The sequence below is a fragment of the Streptomyces longwoodensis genome (assembly GCF_001514125.1).
GTDB classification, from domain to species: domain Bacteria; phylum Actinomycetota; class Actinomycetes; order Streptomycetales; family Streptomycetaceae; genus Streptomyces; species Streptomyces longwoodensis.
The window spans coordinates 531,913-550,396 of sequence record NZ_KQ948552.1; the positions used below are offsets into that span (position 1 = coordinate 531,913).

Sequence of the window (18,484 nt, forward strand, 5' to 3'; positions counted from 1 at the left end):
CCATTATGGTCCGCCCCTCTGACAGCACCGGCCCGGCGCCCGCGCGGGACGGGTCCGCAGCGGACACCGCGGACCGACGCTCGGGCAATGGCCGTCGTGCGCGGTGTGCTCTGGCAGAGTCGACGCGTGTGGGGAGGGACGCACGAAGCCTGCACGCCCATCGGCCTGAAGAACCAGGACTTGTCATGAGTGACGCACGAGGCGGCCCAGGCCGCCACGCGGAGCACGGCGCCCCGGACAGTCGCATGACGTCCGCCGAGCCGCGCGCCGAGGGCGCGGGGCCCTTCACCACCCGGCTCACCTGGCAGCCGCCCGGCGGGGGCACCGCCGTGTGGGAGTCACGGCCCGCCCGGCGCCGCGGCGTCATCGCGGTCCGCCCGTCCGGCGCACCGGCCGGACGGAACGTCAGCGTCGACGATGTCACGCTCGGCCGGCTGCGCCGGCTCAACGCCCTCGCCGCGACCGCCTTCGTCCTCGGCGGCGCGCTCTTCGCGGCGGGTGCCGCCGTCGCCCAGTTCGGCTCCGGCGACGCCACCACCTGCGCCTCGATCTACTTCGCCGGCGGCCTGTTCTTCAACACCGGCGGCTACGTCTCCCTGTTGCAGGTCGTCAACGCGCCCCGCCACGAACCCGGCGGCGAGGGCCGCCTGGTCACCCGCGGCTGGCGCTGGTGGAGTTACGAGCCGGCGCGGGTCGACTGGCTGAGCACCTTCGTCCTGTTCGCCGGAACGCTGGTGTTCGCCGTCGACCTGCTGGACTCCTTCCTGCGCGGACTGAGTGTCCAGGAGGTCAACCGGCTCGTCTGGGCGCCGGACGTGATCGGCTGCCTGCTGTTCCTGATCTCCGGCCACCTCGCGTTCGTCGAGATCTGCCACCGCGCCCGGCCCTGCCTGCGCTCGCGCAGCCTCGGCTGGTGGATCACCGCCGTGAACCAGCTCGGCTCCGTCCTCTTCATGGTCTCGGCGGTCGCCGCCTACACCCGCCCGGCCACCGGCAGCCTGGTCAACGCCGACATCGCCGACTGGGGCACGCTGCTGGGCGCCGGGTGCTTCAGCGTGGCCGGCCTGCTCCAGTTGTACGAACGTCCCTGACCCGGTCGCCGACGGGCTCCAGCCGGACCACGAGCCCCTTGGACGTGGGCTGGTTGCTCATGTCGGCGACGCTGTCCAGCGGCACCAGGACGTTGGTCTCCGGGTAGTAGGCGGCGGCCGAGCCCTTGGCCGCCGGATAGGGCACGACCTCGAAGTTCTCGGCCCGGCGCTCGGTGCCGTCCTCCCAGACGCTCACCAGGTCCACCCGGTCCCCCTGGGCGAGACCGAGTGCGGACAGGTCGGCCGGGTTGACGAGGACGACGTGGCGGCTGCCGTGGATGCCGCGGTAGCGGTCGTTGTTGGTGTACGGGACGGTGTTCCACTGGTCGTGCGAGCGCAGGGTCTGCAGCAGCAGGTGCCCCTCGGGGGCCCGGGGGACCACCGGGTCGTTGCAGGTGAAGCGGGCCTTGCCGGTCTCGGTGCGGAACACGCCCTCGTTGACCGGGTTGGGCAGCTGGAAGCCTCCCGGACGGGTCACCCGGGCGTTGAAGTCGTGGAAGCCCGGCACGATCCGGGAGATGCTGTCGCGGATGGTGCCGTAGTCGCCCTCGAACTTCGCCCAGGGGATGTCCCCCACGCCGTCGACGCTCAGCCGGGCGAGCCGGCACAGGATGGCGACCTCGCTCAGCAGCATGCGCGAGGCCGGCTCCAGCCGCCCCTGGGAGGTGTGCACCTCGCTCATGGAGTTCTCGACGGTGACGAACTGCTCGCCATCGGCCTGCACGTCGCGCTCGGTGCGCCCCAGCGTCGGCAGGATCAGCGCGGTGTCGCCGCAGACGGTGTGCGAGCGGTTGAGCTTGGTGGAGATGTGGGCGGTCAGCCGGCACGAAGGCATCGCCTTCTCGGTGACGTCGCTGTCGGGCGCCGCGCGCACGAAGTTGCCGGCCAGGGCCAGGAAGACCTTGACGCGGCCCTCCAGCATCGCCTTGATCGACTTCACCGAGTCCAGGCCGTGCGGGCGCGGCGGGTCGAAGCCGAACTCCTCCTGCAGGGCGTCCAGGAAGCTGTCCGGCATCTGCTCCCAGATGCCCATGGTGCGGTCGCCCTGGACGTTGCTGTGGCCGCGCACCGGGCAGACGCCCGTGCCCGCGCGCCCCAGGTTGCCGCGCAGCATCAGGAAGTTGACGATCTCCCGGATCGTGGGCACGCCGTGCTTGTGCTGGGTGATGCCCATCGCCCAGCACACGACGACGCGTTCGCTGCCCAGCACCTCGTCGCGGACCTTCTCGATCTCCTCACGGGTCAGCCCCGTCGCCGCGCGCACGTCGTCCCAGTCGACGGTGCGGGCGTGCCGGGCGAACTCCTCGAAGCCGGAGGTGTGGGCGTCGATGAAGTCGTGGTCCAGGACGGTGCCGGGACGCGCGTCCTCCGCCTCCAGCAGCAGCCGGTTCAGGGCCTGGAACAGGGCGAGGTCCCCGCCCGGCTTGATGTGCAGGAAGCGGTCGGCGATCTGGGTGCCGCGCCCGACGACCCCGCGCGGCTTCTGCGGGTTCTTGAAGCGTCGCAGGCCCGCCTCCGGCAGCGGGTTCACCGCCACGATGCGGCCGCCGTTGCGCTTGGCCTCCTCCAGGGCCGACAGCTGCCGCGGGTGGTTGCTGCCCGGGTTCTGCCCGACCAGGAAGATCAGGTCCGCGTGGTGGAGGTCGTCGAGGCTCACGGTGCCCTTGCCGACGCCGAGCGTCTCGTTCAGGGCGAAGCCGCTGGACTCGTGGCACATGTTGCTGCAGTCGGGCAGGTTGTTGGTGCCCAGGGCGCGGGCGAAGAGCTGGAAGACGAAGGCGGCTTCGTTACTGGCCCGGCCGGAGGTGTAGAAGACCGCCTCGTCGGGCGAGTCCAGGCCCTTGAGTTCCTGCGCGAGGACGCCCAGGGCGTCGTTCCAGCCGATGGGCTCGTAGTGGTCCGACCCGGGCCGCTTGAACATCGGCTCGGTGAGCCGGCCCTGCTGGTTGAGCCACATGTCGGAACGGGCCGCCAGGTCGGACACGCTGTGCTCGCGGAAGAAGTCGGCGGTGATCCGGCGCGTGGTGGCCTCGTCGTTGATGTGCTTGGCGCCGTTCTCGCAGTACTCGTTGCGGTGGCGCCGGCCCGGGGCGGGGTCCGCCCACGCGCAGCCGGGGCAGTCGATCCCGCCCACCTGGTTCATGGTGAGCAGGTCGACGCCGGTCTTGCGCGGGGAGGTCTGCTCCAGCGAGTACTCCAGCGCGTGCACGACGGCGGGGACCCCGGCCGCCCACTTCTTCGGCGGTGTCACGGAGAGGGAGGTCTCCGGCTCCTCACCGGGCGGGTTCTGCATCGCTTGGCCTTTCTGTTGCCGTGTGCGGTACGCGGGTCAGCCGACGGGCCACTGGGCGACACGGCTCCTGGGCGGTTCCGGGGTGTCGTGCTGGACCCGGCCGTTGCGGATGGTGCCGCGCCAGGCACCGCCCTCCTGCCCGAGGCCCTCGATGAAGTGCTGGAAGCGGACCAGTTCCCCGCGCACCAGGCGGGCGGTCAGCTCCGTGACCCGGGAGGAGCGGATGAGGGCCTTCGCGGGTCCGGGCGGCCGCAGGAACATCCGGACCGTGATCGCGGTGCCGCCGGACTCCGTCGGCCGGAACTCGACCTCCCCCTCGTGGGTGGGGTGCTGCTCCAGGCCGCGCCAGGCCAGGTAGGCGTCGGGGTCTTGTTCCAGGATCTCCACCGAGAAACGGTGGCGCAGGGGGCCGTAGCCGATGGTCCACGCGGTGACGGTGGGCCGAACCTGCTCGACGCCCTGCACCACGGCCGAGAAGCGCGGGAACGTCTTGAACTGCGTCCACTGGTTGTAGGCCGTGCGGACCGGCACCGCGATCTCGACCGTCTCCTCGACGTGCCGCTCGCGCAGCGGACGGCGGCGTACGACACCGTCGCCGCCGGTGCGCCCATCGTCCTCTTCGTGCGCCATCCTTGTCCTTCTTCCGGGGGAGAGCCGGGCACCCGGCTTCCTCGTGGGTCAGGGCACCCCTTCCGGTTCCCCAATCCGGGCCTTCGAGTCACCCCGACCGCATCCGAGGGGTGGAGCGGAAAGGGCAGCCGCACGGATGCACGGGCACCGCTCCTGGACGCCGACGCCCGCCGGCCACCTCCAGCTTCACCCTGGGCCCGGCCACCCGCCACTCACCGTGAGCACGGTGGGTGGGGACGCCGAGTGCCGTCCGCTGGGCTCAAGCGCGGGGAGGTGAGCAGTCGATGCCGGAGACGGGGGCGGCCTCGGCGGGGAGGCGGTCGGACGGCGCCGGTGTGGCGGAGCCCTGGTCGGCCCGGCGCGCGATGTGGACCCGCAGCAGCCCTTCGATGCCGCGCAGCAGGGTCTCGCCGGCCGCCACCGGGTCGCCGAGGTAACCGGCGCTCATCGCGCCGTCGCGGAGCATGACGAAGTGCCGTCCGGCGTGCTCGGCCTGCGCGGGGGTGATGTCGGCGAACAGCCCCGTGACCGTCTGCAGGAACCACGCGCGGTGCTCCACGACGGCCCGGTGGACCGGGTGCCCCGGGTCGGGGAACTCCGCTGCCGCGTTGAGGAAGGCGCACCCGCGGTAACCGGGCGAACGGATCTGCTCGACCAACGACTCCCCGATGCCCCGCAGGATGGCGTCGGTCGGCACGTCCTCGGCCGTCAGGGTGGCGATCTGGCCGCGGATCGCCTGGTCGACGCTGCCGAGGTAGGCCACCGCGAGGTCTTCCTTGCTGCGGAAGTGGCGGTAGAAGGTCGCGTTGGTGACCTTCGCCTCGGCGACCAGGCGGTCCACGCCCACGGTGTGGATGCCTTCCGCGTAGAAGAGCTGCCCGGCGGTCCTCAGCAGTCGCTCCCGGGCCTCGGAGACCCGCCTGCCGGTACCTGCGCCGGCTTCCGTCCTCGTCATACGGCCATCGTAGCGGGTAGAACGCTCTCTCTTGTTTTGGAGGGGGGTGCTGTGCCAGGCTGTCGGGAGATCAAGGTAGAGAGACCGTTCTCTCTACTAGCGAAGTCCGCAGTCGTCACGTGCACCTCGCCACTGACCACCCGCCACACCCACCACTCGTCATGCGCTTCTGGAGGACCCCATGGCATCCACCGCACCCGCTCCCGCCCCGGCCCCCGCGGAGCCGGCCGGCACCACGCCCGCCCTGCGCAGGCTGTACGTCGTCCGCTTCGTCTTCGCCGTGGCATGGGCCGCGCTCCTCCTGCTCGGCGGGTCCGAACTCACCCTGGGCGTCCAACTGTTGCTGGCCCTGTACCCCGCGTTCGACGTGGCGGCGGCCGTCGTGGACGCCAGGTCGGCGCGCGCAGCCGGACCGCTCAAGGGCCTGTACGCCAACATGGCGGTGAGCGCGCTCGCCGCGGTCGGGGTCGCCGTCGCCGGCACGTCGAGCGTCGCGGACGTGCTGCGGGTCTGGGGCGCATGGGCGATCGTCTCCGGCCTCGTCCAGCTCCTGGTGGGCCTGGCGCGCCGGTCGATGGGCGGCCAGTGGGCCATGATCCTCAGCGGCGGCATCTCGGTCCTCGCGGGCGCGAGCTTCCTCCGCGGCGCGGCCCAGGACGACCCCACACTGACCGCCCTCGCGGGGTACGCCACGCTCGGCGGAATCTTCTTCCTGGTGTCAGCGGTCCGCCTGTCCCGCTCCATCCCGCGGGAGCGGTGAGCCGACAACTGCCCGCAGGGAGCGGCCGGCTGGCGCATGAGCGCGGGCCGTCACCCCAACCATCACGCGGGTCACGTGACTGAAAACCGGCGCCCCGCCTCGGCCGTGACTTGGGAATGGGCCCGGGTCACGGACGACGCCGGGCACTCGGCGGTACTGTCCTCGCACAGGTGCGGCGAGGGGAGCGGCGTGTCGGCGGAGGCCGTGGGCGCACTGGTGGCGGGTCTGGCGCCGGCGTTGAACGCGTGGTCGATGTTCTACCTGGCCCGGCAGACCGGAACGGCCACGCGACAGACCGTCGTAGCCATGGAGCAGGCCAAGGTCAGCAACGCCGTGGCGGCTGCCGCCGCGAACGACACCGTGCTGCGGTCCTTGCGCGAGGTTCACGCCATGATGCTTCAGCACGAGGGGATGCGCGCCTACTTCTACAGCGACAAGCCGCTGCCCGGGGACGGGCCCGAGCGCGACCAGGTCCTCACCCTGGGCGAGCTCCTCGCCGACGTACTCGCCAGCGGTGTGCACGTCCACGAACGCATCCCGGACAGCCAAAGCGCCGGCCCATGGGCGGACTACTGCCGACACACCATCCGCAGCAGCCCGGTACTGCGTCATCTGCTGCACGAACATCCCGCGTGGTGGCCGACCCTTCTGTCGGCACTACCGGACCAAGCCCCGAACGCCGGCCTGCGAGGCGTTCCGCCGCAGGCACCGGCGCCCTAGGGGGTGTCTTGCCGATCCGGACGACCGCCTCGCCGGGCCGGCGGCCGCGGTGCCGCCGGCCCGGCAGGCATGGGTGCGACGCGGTAGGGCATCCGGGGTGGGGCGACAGGTCGGGATGCGTCCGTCGACGTCACGGGCGGAGAAGGGGTGAGAGGTGAAGGGTTTCCGCAGCTTCATCCTGCGCGGCAACGTGGTCGACCTGGCGGTCGGCATCGTCATCGGAGCGGCGTTCACCGCCGTGGTGAACGGCTTCGTCAGCGCCTTCTTGACCCCGCTGGTGGGACTGGCCACCGGCGCCACCGGCGACATGGCCCGCAAGACCTTCACCGTGGGCGCCACCAAGTTCCCCTACGGGGCCTTCCTCAACGCGGCGATCAGCTTCCTCCTCGTCGCCAGCGCCCTGTACTTCCTCGTCGTCCTCCCCATCAACAAGCTGCACGAACGCCTCGCTCCCCACCACGACGTCCAGGCTCCCAAGCGGGACTGCCCCGAGTGCCTCAGCCCCGTCCCGGCCGAGGCCCGACGCTGCGCCTCCTGCACCGTCGCGCTGCCCGCGGTACCCGCCCAGGCCGGGGAGACGACCCAGCGGGCCGGGTGACACCACGCCCTGCCCTGCGGCGGTCGACGGTCGACGGTCGACGGCAGGCAAAGACATCGCATGGTCTAGTCCAAAGTGACGGTTGGTCTAGTCCAACTCATTGACGTGACCCCAACACCTCCCAGAGCCTGGGGCGGCTCCCTCCACCCCACCCCTCCGGGAGGCACGTCATGAGACCCCTTAGGGCCTGTCTGGGCGCGGCGGCGGCCGTCGCACTGGCCGCCGCCGGCGCGACCGCCTTCGTCGCGGGCAGCGCTTCGGGCGCGACCACCGCGCTCGCCAACCGCTGGTACGCCGCCGCCCCGTACCTGATGCCGCTGGACAACAACCCGCCGGACCCGGCCGCCATCATGGACGCGACCGGCCTGAAGGCGTTCCAACTGGCCTTCGTCCTGGCCCCCAACGGCGGCGGCTGCTCGCCGACCTGGGACGGTACGGCCCCCGTCTCCTCCGACACGGCCGTGCAGTCGGTGATCAACACGATCCGCGGCAAGGGCGGCGACGTCTCCGTCTCCATCGGCGGCTACGGCGGCACCAAGCTCGGCCAGGCCTGCTCCGACCCCGCGTCCACGGCGGCGGCCTACCAGCAGGTCATCACCAAGTACGGGCTGCACGCCATCGACTTCGACCTGGAGGAGCCGGAGTACGAGAACACCGCGGCCATCCACAACGAGATCGGCGCCGCCAAGATCCTCCAGCAGAACAACCCCGGCCTGTACGTCTCCGTGACGACGGCCGGCACCGCGGACGGCACCGGCTGGTTCGGCAAGCAGATGCTGCTGGAGGCCAAGTCCCAGGGATTCACGCCGAACAACTTCTCGATCATGCCGTTCGACGGCGGCTTCAACGGCGCGGCGAGCCAGACCAGCGCGCTGACCAACTTCAACTCGATCCTGCAGTCGACGTTCGGCTGGGACCAGGCGACCGCCTACGCCCACGAGGGCTTCTCCGGCATGAACGGCCGCAGCGACACGGGCGAGATCTTCACGCAGGCCGACTTCCAGACGGTGCTGGACTACGCCACCAGCCACCACATGGACCGGTTCACGTTCTGGTCGCTGAACCGGGACCGGCAGTGCAGTCCTCCCGACAACGGCGGCCGTACGTCCGGCACTTGCTCGAGCGTCGCCCAGAACTCCTGGGACTTCGCCGCGTACTCGGTGAAGTTCGCGGGCGCCACCCCGCCGACCACCCCTCCCACCTCGACGCCGACGCCCACGCCCACGCCGACCTCCACCTCCTGCAAGACGGCATGGAGTGCATCGGCGGTGTACACCGCGGGCAACGAGGTCTCCTACGGCAAGCACAACTGGAAGGCCAAGTGGTGGACCCAGAACGAGGTGCCCGGCGCCTCGCAGTGGGGCCCGTGGCAGGACGAGGGCGCCTGCTGAACCACGCCCGCGGGGAGGGCCCTGGACCACCGCCGTCGCACTGCCCCTGCCCCTGGCCCTGGCCGGCTCAGGAGTAGGTCATCGGGCAGCCGTTCCGCAGGCAGTACTGCGCGGCGCGCAGGTAGAACGCCACGTAGAAGGCCGCGTCCAGGTCCTCCGCCCAGGGTCCCGGCCACACCTGCGCGGCCCGTTCGGCCTCGCCCTCGAGGAACCACAGGCTCAGGGCGAGGTTCTCGCCGGCCGGTATCGCGTCCACGGGCAGTGCGATGGCAGCGGCCAACCGCTCGGCCAGGGCGAGCACCCGCGCGGCCCCGGCGACCGTCGTCTCGTCGCCGGAGTACGCGGTGCCGACGGGGAGGACGATCTCCTCCTCCAGCGCGAGGGGCACCAGCACGCTCCAGTCGAGCAGGGTCGACAGTTCTGCGTCGGTCAGGTGCGTCGTGCACAGCGCCACGAAGCCGTCCATGGACGGGCTCACCTTCTCCTCGAACCAGCCCGGCGCCTCCCGCACGGCCTCCTGCGGCTCGTAAGGGGGCAGCCCGCGCCGCTCCAACTCGGTGTCGAGCGCGGCGGCGACGTCCCCGTACCCGTCCTCCCCCGGTTGCGACCAGTCCTGCGCGGCGACACTCACCAGATAGATACCCATGACCGCAACGTACCGGCCACCACCGACAACGTCCGCGTCTCAAAGGCTCGGAGTCGGCAGGACGGTCTCCAGTGAAGCCGGGAGAGGGCAGGCGAGGTCCCACGTCCGGGCCTCCATCCGCTGCCACACCTCTGCCCAGTCCGTCGGGCACGAGAGGGAAGGCGTCGGCGCCGCGACGGCCGGCGATCCGGATTCAGTGGCCGTACCCGAAGGCCGGGGCGCCACCGGATGGCACTCCACCTCGTAGGCGCCACCGGTGCACTCGGTGTCCAACTCACCGCTGGAACAAGCGGACAGACCGAACACCAGGGCGGCCGAGACGACAACGACGGCGCCCGTGGCCCTCGCCGCACGCGGCCGGTAACGCTTGCTCGTCACGTCCGGCCCCTCGGTCCGTACGACAACAGGACGGAACGGTCATTGTGGCGCACCGGGCGAGGACCACACACCGGCGAGAACCAGCCACCGGATGCAGGGCGCAGCGAGGACCGGCCCGCCTCCCCTTAACCCGGATACGCGCCGTTCGTGCTTCCGCGCGCCCCTCCTGCCCGGAGCGCGAAGCTGCCACCATCACCCTGCTCGGCTGACGGCCACGGCGACGGGGGGGGGACGCATGACGCGGCGATGGCTGGTGACGGGGTGCTCCTCGGGGCTCGGACGGGCGCTGGCGGACGCCGCCGCGGAGGCCGGCGACCTGGTGATCGCCACGGCCCGCAGACCCGCCACCCTGAACGACCTGGTCGACCGCTACCCCGACCGGTTGTCGACGGTGGCGCTGGACGTGTGCGACGCCGACCAGTGCGAAGCGGCGGTCGCCCACGCGGTGGACCGCTTCGGCGGCGTCGACGTACTGGTGAACAACGCCGGATCGGGACTGTTCGGCGCGGTCGAGGAAGTATCCGACGACGAACTACGCGAGCAACTCGAAGTACTGACGGTCGCACCATGGCGACTCACCCGCCTGACGCTCCCCCTGATGCGCCGTCAGGGCTACGGCCACATCGTCAACGTCTCCTCGATCGCCGGCCGCATAGGACTGCCGGGCCTCTCCGCCTACGTGGCGGGCAAGTACGCACTGGAGGGCATGAGCCAGGCCCTCGCGGCGGAGGTCGCCCCCTTCGGCATCCGGGTGCACGCGGTCGAGCCCGGCGGCTTCGCCACCCGCTACGGCACCTCACTGACCGAGGCCGCCCACCGCATCCCGGCCTACGCGCAAAGCACCGGAGACGTCGAGGCGGGCCTACGCGGCATGTCCACCAACCCCGACCTGACCCACCCCGAAGTCTTTGCCCACCACGTCCTACGCCTGGTGGCGTCACCCACGGCCCCCTTGCGCGTACCGATCGGCGCGGACGCCTACACCTTCCTGGAAGCGGCCGAGGCCGCGGGCACCGCCGAACTGGCGGCAGCACAGGCCTTCATCGAGGACTCGGCCGAGCGCCCAGCGACATATACGGCACCCGTGACACCCACCGCGTGACAACGGCGGGCGCGGTGAACCCGGCGCCCGCCTCCTCCGTGTCAACACGGGCCTTCACCCTGCCGACGGCCGCGATCATCGGCGAAGTCGCCGCGCGATGCCGGACCCCACGCCCCTGCCCAGCGAGTACCGACCGCGGGGCTGACACCTGCTCATGTCACAGCGCTGTAGCGGTAGAGCCGACCGTGGTCGCGCCACCCCTGCATCTTGCCGTCGGTTCCGCGCACGAAGTCGGAGCGCGTGCCGACCGGCCGGCTCTCGTCATCCAGACGACACAGTTACAAGAAGCCGGACCACCGGTCGTCACTCCGACACACTGAGCACGGCTCTGGCCGCGCACCACTCCATGGGCCGGCAAGCCGCAAGTACTCAGCTGGAGCGTAGCGATGCGCCGTAGTCGTCGCTTTGGCGGAGCACGGTGACGGGGGCCGCAGCTGCCGGCCACACCTGGAAGGGGCGGTCTCGTGCAGGGTGACGGTGACCTCCACGTCGCCGGTGTGGATGCCGGTGCGGATGTACGCGGCGCCGTCCGCGACCTCGACGAGCCCCGTTGTGCTCGCATGCCAGATCCGCGGCGACGGGTCCCTCCTAATCGCTGATCTTGAACTGGTGGTAGTGGACTGGGACTTGCCTATTGCCCCGTTCGACCTCGCCGCTCATGCGCATCCCTTCGTCGGAGTTCCTGCTACTTGACCCACGCCACGTAGCGATTCTTCTTGATGATGCGGTTGCGGACGTAGAAGTCGGCCAGCGCGAGAGTGGCCGGATAAGCGACGCTGTGTAGGGTGACGCCGTGGCGAGGGTCCGGTTGAGCGTGGCCGAGCGGCGTGGGGAGTTGCTGCGGGCGGCCATCGAGCAGATCGAGCAGCGGGGTGCGGCGGCGGTCAGGATCGCCGACGTGGCCTCGGCGCTCGGCGTGAGCAACGCGCTGGTGCTCTACCACTTCTCGACCAAGGAGAAGCTGGTCGCCGCCGCGTTCGCCCAGGCCGCCGAGGACGACCTCGCCCATCTGCGCGGGCTGCTCGGGCGTCGTACGACGGCCCTGCGGCGGCTGCGGGCGGCGGTGCGCTGGTACGCGCCCACGGGCCCGGCCAAGGGCTGGCGGCTGTGGATCGAGGGGTGGGCGGTGTCGTTGCGCGAGCCCGCGCTGCGCGAGGTGGCCCAGGACCTGGACCGGGCGTGGAAGGCGGCTCTCGCCGAGGTGGTCGCCGAGGGCGTCGCGGCGGGCGAGTTCACCTGCCCCGACCCGGCCGCCACCGCGCTGCGGCTCACGGCGCTGCTCGACGGCCTCGCCGTCCAGCTGACGTCCTACGGCGGCGCGGTGTCACGCACCCGTGCGCAGGAGTGGGTCGAGGAGGCGCTGGCCCGCGAACTCGGCCTGGCCGCAACGGCGTCGGGCAGCCGGGAGGGCTGAGCAGCCCGGACGCGTGGCACTCCCGGCGGAAGCTGCCCAGGACGCGTGGCACTCCCCGGCGGGAGCTGCCCGTGACGCGTGGCGCTCAGAAGCGCATCGGCGGCGTCGCCGGCGGGAGCGACCCGGAACGCGTGGCACTCCCCCGGCGGAGAGGGCCACACGTCCGCGAGCCGTACCCTGCGGCCTTCAGGCCACCGTCGCGATCCGCACCCTGATGTCGTCCGGCGACAGCGCTCCCTTGGCGGTCACGTGGTCGCCCGAGGACTCGCCGCGCAGCCTGCGCCCGATCCACGGCACCAGGTACTCGCGCGCCCAGTGCACGTCGTCTCGGCGGACCTCGAAGGTGCCGCGGGGCGGCAGCGGCGGCCAGGGCTGTTCCGGGTCGGCCGGCACCGGGAGGCCGAGGGCCTGTCCGGCGCGCAGCGCCACGCGCGTGTGCCCCTCCGGGGACAGGTGCAGCCGGTCGTGGTCCCAGGCCCGGCGGTCGCGCACCGACCTCAGCGACCACAGGTCGAGCACCGGACAGCCGTAGCGGTCGGCGACGGCGCGCACGTGTCCGTTGTAAGTGGCGATCTTGCCGCGCAGGTGCCGGAGCACCGGGACGCCACGGGTGTCGAAGCCGGTGGTCACCAGGACGGTGCCGGCCACGGCGGTCAGGGCCGCGATCGCGCGCTCGAACCGCTCGGCGACCTCGTCGGGGTCGGTGCCCGGGCGGATGATGTCGTTGCCGCCCGCGCAGAACGACACCAGGTCGGGCGCGAGACGGACCGCCTGCGGGACCTGGTCGGCCACGATCTGGTCGAGCAGCTTCCCGCGCACGGCGAGGTTGGTGTAGGTGAAGTCGCCCTCGGGCCGCCGGTCGGCGAGGAGCACCGCGAGCCGGTCGGCCCAGCCGACGAACGCACCGTCGGGTCCGGGGTCGCCGACGCCCTCGGTGAAGCTGTCGCCCACCGCCACGTACGACCCGATCACTGATCTGCTGTCACTCTTCGAATCGTCTGCCACGTCAGGTGATGATCCTCCTTCGAATGTGACCTACGCGACCGTAAGCGGGGGTTGACGGGCGGTGAGATAAGACACCCCTAAAGAGTTTGCCAACCGGGGAATAAGCGACCCGGACGGAAAGCTGCGTTTCCTGACGTGGATACACCGAAGGCCGGACCCAGGGGATGGGGCCCGGCCTTCGGTGGCGTGGGGGTGGTGCGACCCGGCGGGTCAGCCGACGGTGACGCCGTGGGCGCGCAGGTAGGCGACCGGGTCCACGTCGGAGCCGTAGTCCGGCGTGGTGCGGATCTCGAAGTGCAGGTGCGGGCCGGTCACGTTGCCGGTGGCACCGGACAGGCCGACCTGCTGGCCCTCGGTCACGGTCTGGCCGGCCGAGACGGAGAGCTGCGAGAGGTGGGCGTACTGGGCGTAGTAGCCGTCGTTCAGCTTGATGACGACCTGGTTGCCGTACGCGCCGCCCCAGCCGGCGGAGACGACGGTGCCCGCGGCGACGGCCTTGAGGGACGTGCCGGTCGGGACGACGAAGTCGACACCGGTGTGGTAGCCGCTGGACCACATGCTGCCGGCCGTGTGGTAGGCGGTACCGACGGTGCCGCCGGCGACCGGGAGCGTGTAGCCGGAGGAGCTGCCGGTGGTGTCGGCGGCCTGGGTGGCCGTCTTCTGCTCGGCCGGCTTCTCGGCGGGGGCCGAGGACTTGGCCGAGGACTTCGGGGCGGAGGACTTCGGGGCGGAGCCCTTCGACCCGGTCGAGGAGCCGGTCGCGGCCTTCTTGCCGAGCGACAGCTTCAGACCCGGGTGGATCAGCGACGGGTTGTCGCCGATGGCCTCGCGGTTGTCCTGGTACAGCTTCTGCCAGCCGCCGGAGACGTGCTGCTCGGCGGCGATCTTCGACAGGTAGTCGCCGGACCGGACCGTGTAGGTCGTGCGGGCGGCGGACTTCTGGTGCGCGTCGGCCTGCTGCGGCGCGGCGGAGACCGACTGCGCGGCCGACTGGGCCGGAGCGGCGTGGGCGCCGGTGGCCCCCATCAGCGGGAGGGCGAGCGCGGCGCCGCCGGTTCCGGCGACGGCGAGGGAACGGGTGAAACGCTGCATCTTGGGACGGCGGTGCTTACCCTTCGCGGGCATGGCGAATTCCTCTCCGGCGCCTACGAGGTGAGCTGTCGGGTGCGGACTGGAGATGTCCGGCCGTGTGCGGGCACACGGCTTTACCCCGAGCCGTTCCGGGAACCGGAACAGGCGTCGTACCTGTGGGTCCCCCGCTCCTGCCGTGCACGGGTGGGTGTGCGGGCCCCGGACGGCGGCAGGATTAGGCGTCCGTCCGGATTGGTCTGGAACGTAAGCGACCCGGACGCACCGAAACAAGCGGTGGTTGCACGGACCGGGCTTTTCCCTTGATCCCTTTCCGGAATTCCCCGTCACCCAGCGTCGACGGAAAGACCATTTCCCCCGTCAATTCCCGCGCGAACTCCCGGCATTACGTGAACATGACGGACGACGCACCGTCACGGATATGACGATGCTCACGCGGCTCCGCCCCAGCACTCCGCATTTCCCAGCGAGTTGGAAGGAAGCCCGCCAATTCGGACAGAAGGACTAGATACGGCGTAGCCGTATAACCGTCGCATCCAGATCGCCGCGGAGCCCGGTCCGCACGCCGTGGTGCAGCAGCAGCGCACCCCGGTGCACTTCGCCCGTTTCGCGGCATTCGTACGACGCGCTCGGGTCGAGTCCGCGCAGCCGGACCGCCGGTACCGGCTCGCCGTACCGCTGGGCCTCCAGCCAGGCGAGCACCACCGTCTCGTCGCCACGGACGTACTGCACGGCGCTCGGGCCGCCCTGCGCGAGGCCCGGGGGCCGCAGCCGGTAGAGGTCGCCGTGCTGCACCACGGGCCGGATCTCCTTGTAGAGGGCGACCCATCCGGCGGCCTCGGCCAGCTCCTCCTCGCTCCACCCGGTGAGGTCGCCACCGACCCCGAGCACCCCGGCCATGGCGCTCACGAAGCGGAAGCGCAGGGAGCTGACCCGGCCGTTGAGCTGGGTGTTCGGGCTGTCGGTGACCCATGCGGCCATGACCCGCGCCGGGTGGAGCTGGCTGAAGCCGTGCTGGATGGCGAGCCGGTCCAGCGGGTCGGTGTTGTCGGAGGTCCACACCTGGTCCGTACGGCTCAGGATCCCCAGGTCGATGCGCCCGCCGCCGCCCGAGCAGGACTCGAAGGCCACGTGCGGGTGGGCCGCGCGCAGCCGGTCCAGCAGGGCGTACAGCGCGTGGACGTGGTCCACCCACAGGCGCTGCGGGTACGGGTCGCCGGGCCAGCCGGCGTCGGTGAAGCAGCGGTTGAAGTCCCACTTGACGTAGTCGATCGGGGCGCCGGACAGCAGCGCGTCGAGCCGCTGCCAGAGGTACTCCTGGACGTCCTCGCGGGCCAGGTTGAGCACCAGCTGGTTGCGCAGCTCCGTGCGCCTGCGTCCCGGCTGGTACTGCACCCAGTCGGGGTGCGCCCGGTACAGGTCGCTGTCCGGGTTGACCATCTCGGGTTCGACCCAGATGCCGAACCGCATCCCGAGTTCGTGCACCCGGTCGGCGAGCGGCGTGAGACCGGAGGGGAAGCGGTCGGGGTTGGGCGTCCAGTCGCCGAGCCCGGCCCGGTCGCTGGTGCGCGCCCCGAACCAGCCGTCGTCCACCACGAACAGCTCCACGCCCATCGCGGCGGCCCGGCGGGCCAGGGCGAGCTGCTGCTCCTCGGAGATGTCGAAGGTGGTGGCCTCCCAGGAGTTGAACAGCACGGGCCGGTCCCGGTCGGCGTCGGGGACGACGTACGCGCGCTGGTACGCGTGCCAGGCGCGGCTCGCGCCGCCGTGGCCGGCGTCGGTCCACAGGCCGGCGAACACGGGCGTGGTGAAGCTCTCGCCGGGCGCGAGGCGCAGCAGGCCGGAGTCGTCGTGCCCGGCGCCGCCGGTGATCTGCACGCGCGCGTCGGGCAGTTGGGCGACGGCGATCCGCCAGGAGCCCGACCAGCCGAGCGCGCAGCCGTACACCTCGCCGCTCTCCTCGGTGGCGTCGGTGTCCAGCGCGACCCACGGCAGGTGCTGGTGACCGGTGTGGCCGCGGCGGCTGCCGATGACCTTCTCGCCGTAGGTGAGCGGGGAGCGCACCAGCCGGGACTCGGCGGCCCACCGGCCGTGCAGCTGGGAGAGCCGCCAGTCCTCGCGGTGCGGCAGGGTCCAGGTGGCGGAGTCGGCGCGCAGCAGCTCCAGGGGCGTCGCGCCGTCGTTGGCGAGGGTCGTCCAGCGCTCCACGACGTCGCCGCGCATGCGGTAGTGCAGCGTCACGGCCAGTCCGGCGTCACGGAAGCGCAGCCGCAGCTCGCCGTCACCACTGTGGCCCTCACCGTCGCCGTCGTCCACGACGGTGTGGCCCTCGAAGCGCCACTCCGTGCCGCGGCGTTCCTCGTCGCGCACGGACAGGGCGGGCCGCACGAAGCGCGGACCGCCCTCCACCGGGTACTCCTCGCGGCCGTCGAGGGGGGACTCGAAGGGCCAGTACGACGGCGGCGGCGCGGCGGCCAGGGCCTCGGCGTCGGCCGGGACGATGCGCGGGCCCCAGTGCAGGTGCACGAGCACGTCGTCCTCCGCGACGTGGAGCGCGTAGCTGCTCGTGGGCCCCGACAGGAGCCAGGTACGGCCGGTGGCGACGGTCTCGGGCATCAAACCCCCACTGAATCCAACAGGCACGATCAAGTTCCGACATCATCAGGGGTGACGGGCCGCCCGGCAATGCCCGGGGAGCCTTCTTGTCGCAGGTTGGACGGACCGTTGCCCGAGGTATCCATGTCGTAGGGTCGGGGGACGTCCCGCCGACCACACCACGAGCCGCGTGGGCGGAGACCGACCGGGAGGGAGCCCCCGTGACGCAGCAGATACCGTCGACCGAGCCCGAACTGGCCGGCGTGCGCAACTTCCGTGACGTCGGCGGCCTGCCGACCGTGGACGGCCGGCGGGTGCGCCCGGGCGTGCTGTTCCGCAGCGGCCACCTCGCGCACGCGACCGCCGAGGACGCCGTGTTCCTGTCCTCCCTGGGGCTGCACACGATCTTCGACTTCCGCAACGCGGCCGACCAGAAGCTGGAGGGCCCGGACGTCGAGCTGCCGGGCGTGTGCAATGTGAACCTGCCGCTGTCCGACCCGGCGGACGGCGCGGAGTTCTGGAAGATGGTCCGCGACGGCGACATCGAGCAGCTGCGCGTCCTGCTCGGGGACGGCAGGGCAGCGGGCCGGATGATCGCCTCGTACCGTTCGATCATCCGGCAGCGCACTGCCGAGCACGCGCGCGTGCTGCACGCGCTGGCGGACGACAGCGTCCCGGCCCTGATGCACTGCGCGGCGGGCAAGGACCGCGCCGGGCTGTCCGTCGCGGTGACGCTGCTCGCGCTCGACGTGGAGCGCGACGCCATCCTCGCCGACTACCTGGAGTCCAACGCCAAGCACCGGCGCTACCGGGTGCGGCGCAGCAGCGGCGACGGCTCCGCCTACTCCCCCGAGGTGATGGAGCTGCTCAGCCCCTTGTTCGACGCCCGCGCCGAGTACCTCATGGCGGCGTTCGAAACGATCGAGGAGACCTGGGGCGGGGTGGACGCCTACCTGGAACAGGGGCTCGGGATCACTCCGCAGACCCGCGAGCGGCTGCGGGAGCGGCTGCTCGACTGAGCCGGCGCTCCCGGTGGCGCGCGCGTGGGTGCCCTACTGCTTGGCGCCCACCTCGAACAGCAGCCAGATGAAGGCGGCGAGGACGTGCCCCACCGCGATGTAGATGATCAGCCGGATCCACAGGGCGCGGGGGAACCGCTCCTCGCGGCTGTCCTGGCGTTCGGTCATGGCGTCTCTCCGGGGGTGGGGCCCAGGCACAGCGTGGCCGTGGGGCTCTGCAGCAGGGTGTGGACGAAGAGCAGGTCGACCCCGTCGGGGTCCTCGGCGGCGAGGCGGTGCGGGGTGAGCGAGTCGAAGTGCGCCCCGTCCCCCGGCCCGAGCAGGTGGGCGCTGTCACCCAGGCGCAGGCGCAGCCGCCCGCGCAGGACGTGCAGCCACTCCTCCCCCGGGTGCACGCGCACGATGTCGCCCTGGGAGCCGTACGGGACGTGCACGCGCAGGGCCTGCATCCCGCGCCCGGCCGCACCGGCCTGCCAGTACGTCCAGCCGCCCGCCCGGGTCGGCTCCATGTCGCCGGCCCGCACGACGGCGTCCCGGTCGGCGACCGACTCGCCGAGGAGTTCCGCGACCGTCGTACCGTAGATGCGGGCGAGCGCGAGCAGCATCGGCAGGGACGGCTGGCGCTGTCCGGTCTCCAGCCGGGACAGGTGGGCGGGCGACAGCCCGGCGGAGCGGGCCGCGGCCTCCAGGGTGAGGCCCGCGCGGCGGCGCAGGGCCCGCAGCTGCGGGGCCACGGCCGTCAGGTCGTCCGCGCCGGAGGGGGACTCGGGCGTACTCATACGTCCATTCAGCCCACTT

At 71.8% G+C, this 18,484-nt stretch carries 17 protein-coding genes and 1 riboswitch; of the genes, 8 read left to right on the top strand and 9 right to left on the bottom strand.

All coding sequences use genetic code 11. The annotated features are described in order from the left end of the window. The first annotated feature begins 245 nt into the window (after nt 1–245). Entirely contained in the window at nt 246–1,091 is an 846-nt protein-coding gene (locus AQJ30_RS14615; RefSeq protein WP_067233433.1) for a hypothetical protein, read from the top strand. Here the strand turns inward: AQJ30_RS14615 and AQJ30_RS14620 are convergent. The 3 genes from AQJ30_RS14620 to AQJ30_RS14630 all read right to left on the bottom strand — a co-directional run bounded on the left by AQJ30_RS14620 (nt 1,051) and on the right by AQJ30_RS14630 (nt 4,969). Beyond that, nucleotides 1,051–3,384 (bottom strand): FdhF/YdeP family oxidoreductase, encoded by a 2,334-nt coding sequence (locus tag AQJ30_RS14620; protein ID WP_067233435.1) that lies wholly within the window; start codon nt 3,382–3,384, stop codon nt 1,051–1,053. The genes AQJ30_RS14615 and AQJ30_RS14620 overlap by 41 nt on opposite strands. Before the next feature lie 36 nt (nt 3,385–3,420). Then, a complete protein-coding gene (locus AQJ30_RS14625) occupies nt 3,421–4,014 on the bottom strand; it encodes an SRPBCC family protein (RefSeq protein WP_067233436.1) in 594 nt (197 codons plus the stop codon). Nucleotides 4,015–4,273: 259 nt separating this feature from the next. Further along, nucleotides 4,274–4,969 carry a TetR/AcrR family transcriptional regulator gene (locus AQJ30_RS14630; RefSeq protein WP_067233438.1) on the bottom strand — a complete coding sequence of 232 codons (696 nt, stop codon included), beginning with the start codon at nt 4,967–4,969 and terminating at the stop codon, nt 4,274–4,276. 181 nt (nt 4,970–5,150) lie between these two features. On the opposite strand from AQJ30_RS14630, the gene AQJ30_RS14635 reads away from it, so the two are divergent. From AQJ30_RS14635 to AQJ30_RS14650, 4 genes are all read left to right on the top strand, one after another. Next, nucleotides 5,151–5,729, top strand: a complete 579-nt coding sequence (locus tag AQJ30_RS14635) for a hypothetical protein (RefSeq protein WP_067233440.1) — start codon at nt 5,151–5,153, stop codon at nt 5,727–5,729. Between the two features lie 189 nt (nt 5,730–5,918). Then, nucleotides 5,919–6,449: a hypothetical protein gene (locus AQJ30_RS14640; RefSeq protein ID WP_159052326.1), complete on the top strand. Its 531-nt coding sequence runs from the start codon at nt 5,919–5,921 to the stop codon at nt 6,447–6,449. Between the two features lie 154 nt (nt 6,450–6,603). After that, on the top strand, nt 6,604–7,047 hold the full coding sequence (mscL, locus tag AQJ30_RS14645; protein ID WP_067233443.1) for a large conductance mechanosensitive channel protein MscL: 444 nt from the start codon (nt 6,604–6,606) through the stop codon (nt 7,045–7,047). A gap of 170 nt (nt 7,048–7,217) precedes the next feature. Next, nucleotides 7,218–8,438 carry a chitinase gene (locus tag AQJ30_RS14650; RefSeq protein ID WP_067233444.1) on the top strand — a complete coding sequence of 407 codons (1,221 nt, stop codon included), beginning with the start codon at nt 7,218–7,220 and terminating at the stop codon, nt 8,436–8,438. A 67-nt stretch (nt 8,439–8,505) separates the two neighbouring features. Here the strand turns inward: AQJ30_RS14650 and AQJ30_RS14655 are convergent, their stop codons facing one another. Beyond that, nucleotides 8,506–9,084, bottom strand: coding sequence for a hypothetical protein (locus AQJ30_RS14655; RefSeq protein ID WP_067233446.1), 579 nt, complete (start codon nt 9,082–9,084; stop codon nt 8,506–8,508). A gap of 613 nt (nt 9,085–9,697) precedes the next feature. Between AQJ30_RS14655 and AQJ30_RS14660 the strand changes: the two genes are divergently transcribed. Both AQJ30_RS14660 and AQJ30_RS14670 read left to right on the top strand, forming a co-directional pair. Continuing rightward, nucleotides 9,698–10,564, top strand: a complete 867-nt coding sequence (locus AQJ30_RS14660; protein ID WP_067233448.1) for an SDR family oxidoreductase — start codon at nt 9,698–9,700, stop codon at nt 10,562–10,564. A 793-nt stretch (nt 10,565–11,357) separates the two neighbouring features. Continuing rightward, nucleotides 11,358–11,978 carry a TetR/AcrR family transcriptional regulator gene (locus tag AQJ30_RS14670; RefSeq protein ID WP_067233451.1) on the top strand — a complete coding sequence of 207 codons (621 nt, stop codon included), beginning with the start codon at nt 11,358–11,360 and terminating at the stop codon, nt 11,976–11,978. A 186-nt stretch (nt 11,979–12,164) separates the two neighbouring features. Here the strand turns inward: AQJ30_RS14670 and AQJ30_RS14675 are convergent, their stop codons facing one another. From AQJ30_RS14675 to AQJ30_RS14685, 3 genes are all read right to left on the bottom strand, one after another. Next, on the bottom strand, nt 12,165–12,950 hold the full coding sequence (locus AQJ30_RS14675; RefSeq protein ID WP_067233452.1) for an SGNH/GDSL hydrolase family protein: 786 nt from the start codon (nt 12,948–12,950) through the stop codon (nt 12,165–12,167). 243 nt (nt 12,951–13,193) lie between these two features. Beyond that, complete coding sequence (locus tag AQJ30_RS14680) at nt 13,194–14,108, bottom strand: M23 family metallopeptidase (protein WP_067233454.1); 915 nt, start codon at nt 14,106–14,108, stop codon at nt 13,194–13,196. Nucleotides 14,109–14,112: 4 nt separating this feature from the next. After that, nucleotides 14,113–14,271, bottom strand: a riboswitch (cyclic di-AMP (ydaO/yuaA leader). A gap of 305 nt (nt 14,272–14,576) precedes the next feature. Next, nucleotides 14,577–16,688 (bottom strand): alpha-galactosidase, encoded by a 2,112-nt coding sequence (locus AQJ30_RS14685; protein WP_067233456.1) that lies wholly within the window; start codon nt 16,686–16,688, stop codon nt 14,577–14,579. Between the two features lie 200 nt (nt 16,689–16,888). Between AQJ30_RS14685 and AQJ30_RS14690 the strand changes: the two genes are divergently transcribed. Further along, a complete protein-coding gene (locus AQJ30_RS14690) occupies nt 16,889–17,686 on the top strand; it encodes a tyrosine-protein phosphatase (protein WP_067233458.1) in 798 nt (265 codons plus the stop codon). A gap of 33 nt (nt 17,687–17,719) precedes the next feature. Here AQJ30_RS14690 and AQJ30_RS14695 read toward each other — a convergent pair whose 3' ends face one another. After that, nucleotides 17,720–17,854, bottom strand: coding sequence for a DUF6126 family protein (locus tag AQJ30_RS14695; RefSeq protein WP_067233460.1), 135 nt, complete (start codon nt 17,852–17,854; stop codon nt 17,720–17,722). After that, the gene (locus AQJ30_RS14700; protein ID WP_067233462.1) at nt 17,851–18,465 is read right to left on the bottom strand and encodes a helix-turn-helix domain-containing protein; all 615 of its coding nucleotides are present in this window, start codon (nt 18,463–18,465) and stop codon (nt 17,851–17,853) included. The genes AQJ30_RS14695 and AQJ30_RS14700 overlap by 4 nt, the downstream gene beginning before the upstream one ends. Between the last annotated feature and the right edge of the window lie 19 nt (nt 18,466–18,484).